The organism is Chamaesiphon sp. VAR_48_metabat_403, from assembly GCF_031422475.1.
GTDB lineage: Bacteria > Cyanobacteriota > Cyanobacteriia > Cyanobacteriales > Chamaesiphonaceae > Chamaesiphon.
Map to the genome: position 1 here is coordinate 1 of NZ_JANPLS010000416.1, position 4,219 is coordinate 4,219.

A 4,219-nucleotide genomic window follows, 5' to 3' on the forward strand; every position below is an offset into this window, starting at 1 on the left:
GAACAGTGCGGTTGATTGAGATTTAGACAACCGCACCAGTAAGATTTAGTAGCGTTTGAAGCGAGGGCTAGCAGTGTTACGTTGGGAATTATCGATATTGGTTTCACCGATTTGAGTAGTCCGGTTGAATTTACCTTGAACGTCAGTAGCTTGGTCTACGACGATCGAAGTACCAACATTATCGGGACGATTGCGACCGACTTTGCTGTTATCGATGTTAGTGTAGCTACCTTGTGCAGTATCGTTAGCAACACCAGTGACTACCGAAGTTTGTTTGATAACGCCCACAGTTGCAGTATCAGCATGAGCGGGGAGTGAAAAACCGATAGTAGCTAGACCTAAACCGACAACGAGGATAGATTTGAAGTTCATGATATATTTCTGATGAGTGAGAATAAATTAGCGATTTACTTATGCTTGAGACTACAAATCTTTAAAGGTTAATTGCGTAAAAGTTCGAGATTTAATGTCAACTTTAATCTGAGTTTTTACGGGGTTTAACTGTTCGGTGTAGTTTGTGTCTGTTGCGTTCGTATCTATAACTACATCTCCCTTATCTGGCTTTCCCGAAACTTGGCGAAATTAAATTGAGGTAATTTTGCCAATTGCGTTCGGTGGCTGCATCGGCGGGAAACTGACATTCAATTCGCAATTCCTGAAGCGTGATATCGTAAGGAGTACCTAAGGTGGCGATCGTGGTAAAGAACTTTAACTCCAGATTGTCGCGCTGGAGATGAATATTCAGCAGCAAGGTATTGTGGGCGGTACGATTGGCAGTTTGCCAGATGTTGCTAACATCGGGATAGCTCATTAGTTCGTCAAGTAATCGCGTGGAGTTGTCGCCCGCTCTTTCCACCAGCGTTTCGCGGTGGAGGCGTTGCAGCAAATGGTCGATAAAGCTTTCCCAGTTAACAACAAACGGGCGCAGCCCTTGGGGATGAAATAACATCCGCATCAGATTAATTTTGCCATCTGTATAAAAGAGCGCGTGGATTTTATCTCGATCTATAAAAGCATCGAGCAGTAAAGTTGCGCCGTTATTTGTCAGGATTAAATTCCAATACCGATCTACTACAAATGCTGGATACGGCTCGTGCTGTTGCAGCATCAGATCGATCGCTTTTCTAACCGGACTCATTTCTGGAGCCGATAAATCTGTCTCTGAGTGCATGGGGGTAAATCCCGCCGCACTGAGCATTAAATTCTGCTGTCTGAGGGGAATTTCTAACACGGTTGCTAATTGCAATACCATTTCCTGACTGGGTTTGGCACGTCCCGATTCGAGAAAACTGATATGCCGTTGAGAGACTTGGCTGATGAGAGCCAGATCGAGCTGACTGAAACTGCGGCGATCTCGCCATTGCTTGAGCAACATGCCAAACGAATTTTGGCGATGCTCGATCTGTTGCTGCTGCATGACAAAACCCCCAAACGATGACTTTGATTACCTCACGGGTAATTGTGTTAATTATCCCCTTTTGCGAAGATCGTGATATCCCGAATTGAGGTTAATAAGGATGTCAACAAATATCTCGACCACCCGTTCGCGTAGCGTCCGCTTTGCGGAATCGATCGACTTCTTGAAACCACTTTATCTGTTTCTGGCGATCGCAGGTTCGATTCTACCCTGGTTTTGGTTGCTGCAAGATCCCGCCGCACTATTATCGCCAACCTTATTTCTACAACGTACATTTGCAAATAATATTGCGACTGCGTGGGCGAGCGATTTATTAATTAGTGCGAGCGTTTTCTTTTGCTATGCCACGATCGAACTAAAACGGCTAGGAGCTTCGCGGCTGCGGGTTTTACTCTATATCGGACTAACGTTTGGCATCGGGCTTTCTTGCTCTCTACCGTTCTTTTTATATCGCCGAGAACTAATTTTGGAACGGAACGCCTTCAAACAGCAAACTATCCACTAAAACACTATCCACTATCCACTAAAACACTATGACTCAAATTATCCAAGCTCGAAAACCCGTCAACGCGATATTATTTATGATTTTAGGTGCCGTATTTTGGTTTGAAGCTTTATTATGCATTCGGTTTGGGGGAGAATCATTGTTTGTAGATGGTAATCCCTGGCTGTTATTGTTGTTTGTCGCTTCTATTCCCGTAGCTGGGGTGTTGGTTAAAGTTAGTGCCGTAATTAGTAAAGTCGATCGAGCGGATCTATTCAGTGCTGTGGCAATAATGGCATTGACAGCGACGTTATTAGATGGTGTGGCTTTAACTTGGTTTCCAGGCTGGTACGGTCTGACACGATCTGGGCTGTTACTGGCAGCCGCATGGTTATTATGGGGTGTCGGTGTCAGTTTAGGTGTCGGCTACTGGGCATCCCGATCTCTAGATCTTTAAAAAAGTTTTCGAGTCAATGACTGGCAACTTGGGTTAATATCCGTGCTATTCATTTTGTATCGCCCGCTTTAGCCGTCTCACCATCTATTTCCCCAGCAGGACTTGACATATTCAATTATTTGCATATACAATAAATTTATACTCAATTAATTGAATAACAACTTAATTGAGTATAAAATCCAACTCGATCGCAACTCTCAGGAGTATCTAATATGAGTTATGCTGTTTACCGTGTCGATTTGCCCCACAGCCCAGCAGCAGTCATGTTTGTGAATGGATTTGTGGCGCGAGACCTGGCTGGATTTTTGTGGATGTGGCAAAAGCTATTCTGGATTCGGAGCGCGACTGCTAAAGCAAAAGGTTGTATGCAAGTCAAAGCAGGTATCTGTGGTGCTAATGAAGTCGTAATGGTCAGTTATTGGCACTGTGAAGACAATCTCAAAGAATTCTTCCGAGGCGAACCGCATCGCCAGATGATTCAGTTTGTCGCCAAAAATCCGCAGAGTTTGTGTCTGTATAACGAAATATACAAACCCACTTACAGTGGTAAATACAGCCACGAGCCGCAAGGGATGGCAACCATTTACGCGCGCGCCTAGTCGTGTTGTCTCACAATGTAGAGTTGTTTGATACCGCCAAACTCAGGTTAAAAGTATTTCGATCGATAGATCGAAAGACTAAAAATAATTGTTAACCTGGTAGTCAAGATAATTAACGATCTTCCGTTGGCTCTTTTAACAATATACTCGCACGATTACTTGCGGCTCTTAAACAATGAGTGTCAGACAAAAGATTTACCGATGCGATCGAGCTGAATGGCTGGCTCAAAGGGGATCGATCGGGCTGTTAGCAATCGCGCTAGCTAGTTGCAATGCTGCGCCTAAAGATAATGCTGATGCCCAGAATAGACCTCCCGGCGCGCAGGCTCAGGCGACGGCGGTAGATGTGGCGATCGCAGCGACAGCTCCTTTAGAATCGGTGCGATCGTACACGGGCACGACTCAACCCGTGAGGGAAGTATCGATTCGCGCTCAAGCAGAGGGACAATTACAACAATTAAAGGTAGATGTAGGCGATCGCGTCCAGCGGGGTCGAATATTGGCACAGATCGATGACTCGCTCTTGAGTGCCAACTCAGCCGAAGCCGCAGCAGAATTGGCTTCTCGGCGCACGGAAATCGCCCAACTTCAGGCACAAGTGAGCGACGCGAACACCCAAGTCATTCAAAATCGCTTGAAACTCCAGCAAGCTCGATCCGATGCCGATCGATATAATAACCTCGCCAAAGCTGGAGCCGTTTCCGCACAACAAGCCGAGCAATTTCGCACCCAATCCGATACCGCCGAACAGGTATTGCGATCGTCGCAAGCTAAAGTCATTGCCGAACAACAAGCGATCGCGGTAGCTAAGAGCCGAATTACCGCCCAGCAAGCAGTCCTAGCCCAGCAACAACGCCGAAAATCTTATGCGGTGGTGACATCACCGATCTCTGGGGTCGTTATCGCTCGATCGACCGAGCAGGGCAATCTGGTGCAGGTGGGTAACGAACTCCTGCGGCTGGGCGACTTTAGCCAATCCAAAGTTACCGTCCAAGTCTCGGAACTTGACTTGACAAATATTAAGATTGGTGGTAGTGCCAATATCCAGCTAGATGCCTTTCCCAACGAACGATTTGCGGGTAAAATCACCCAGATTTCACCTGCTGCAAATCCAACATCGCGGCTAATCCCGGTCGAAATGACCATTCCCAATCCCACTGGCAAAGTCGGGAGCGGCTTGCTAGCGCGGGCAACCTTCGCCCAAACAACGACCGATCGAGTCGTCATCCCCTTATCGGCTCTTCAGGACGATCGAGCCAATG

Annotated in this window: 6 protein-coding genes; 4 read left to right on the forward strand and 2 right to left on the reverse strand. The window is 46.6% G+C overall.

Annotated elements, in window-relative coordinates:
• Positions 1-45 precede the first annotated feature (45 nt).
• Complete coding sequence (locus RMO79_RS19795; RefSeq protein ID WP_310484988.1) at positions 46-372, reverse strand: hypothetical protein; 327 nt, start codon at positions 370-372, stop codon at positions 46-48.
• A 181-nt stretch (positions 373-553) separates the two neighbouring features.
• Entirely contained in the window at positions 554-1,417 is an 864-nt protein-coding gene (locus RMO79_RS19800; RefSeq protein ID WP_310484989.1) for a helix-turn-helix domain-containing protein, read from the reverse strand.
• A 100-nt stretch (positions 1,418-1,517) separates the two neighbouring features.
• Between RMO79_RS19800 and RMO79_RS19805 the strand changes: the two genes are divergently transcribed.
• From RMO79_RS19805 to RMO79_RS19820, 4 genes are all read left to right on the forward strand, one after another.
• Entirely contained in the window at positions 1,518-1,922 is a 405-nt protein-coding gene (locus tag RMO79_RS19805) for a DUF2834 domain-containing protein (RefSeq protein WP_310484990.1), read from the forward strand.
• A 28-nt stretch (positions 1,923-1,950) separates the two neighbouring features.
• Complete coding sequence (locus RMO79_RS19810; protein WP_310484991.1) at positions 1,951-2,358, forward strand: DUF5367 family protein; 408 nt, start codon at positions 1,951-1,953, stop codon at positions 2,356-2,358.
• A 212-nt stretch (positions 2,359-2,570) separates the two neighbouring features.
• Positions 2,571-2,957 carry a monooxygenase family protein gene (locus tag RMO79_RS19815; protein WP_310484992.1) on the forward strand — a complete coding sequence of 129 codons (387 nt, stop codon included), beginning with the start codon at positions 2,571-2,573 and terminating at the stop codon, positions 2,955-2,957.
• Positions 2,958-3,132: 175 nt separating this feature from the next.
• Positions 3,133-4,219, forward strand: a 1,087-nt coding sequence (locus RMO79_RS19820) for an efflux RND transporter periplasmic adaptor subunit (RefSeq protein ID WP_310484993.1), incomplete at its 3' end; no start/stop codon positions are given.

Coding starts and splice junctions, on each gene's coding strand:
- RMO79_RS19795 (WP_310484988.1), bottom strand. CDS start 372: ATGAACTTCAAATCTATCCTCGTTGTCGGTTTAGGTCTAGCTACTATC.
- RMO79_RS19815 (WP_310484992.1), top strand. CDS start 2,571: ATGAGTTATGCTGTTTACCGTGTCGATTTGCCCCACAGCCCAGCAGCA.
- RMO79_RS19800 (WP_310484989.1), bottom strand. CDS start 1,417: ATGCAGCAGCAACAGATCGAGCATCGCCAAAATTCGTTTGGCATGTTG.
- RMO79_RS19805 (WP_310484990.1), top strand. CDS start 1,518: ATGTCAACAAATATCTCGACCACCCGTTCGCGTAGCGTCCGCTTTGCG.
- RMO79_RS19810 (WP_310484991.1), top strand. CDS start 1,951: ATGACTCAAATTATCCAAGCTCGAAAACCCGTCAACGCGATATTATTT.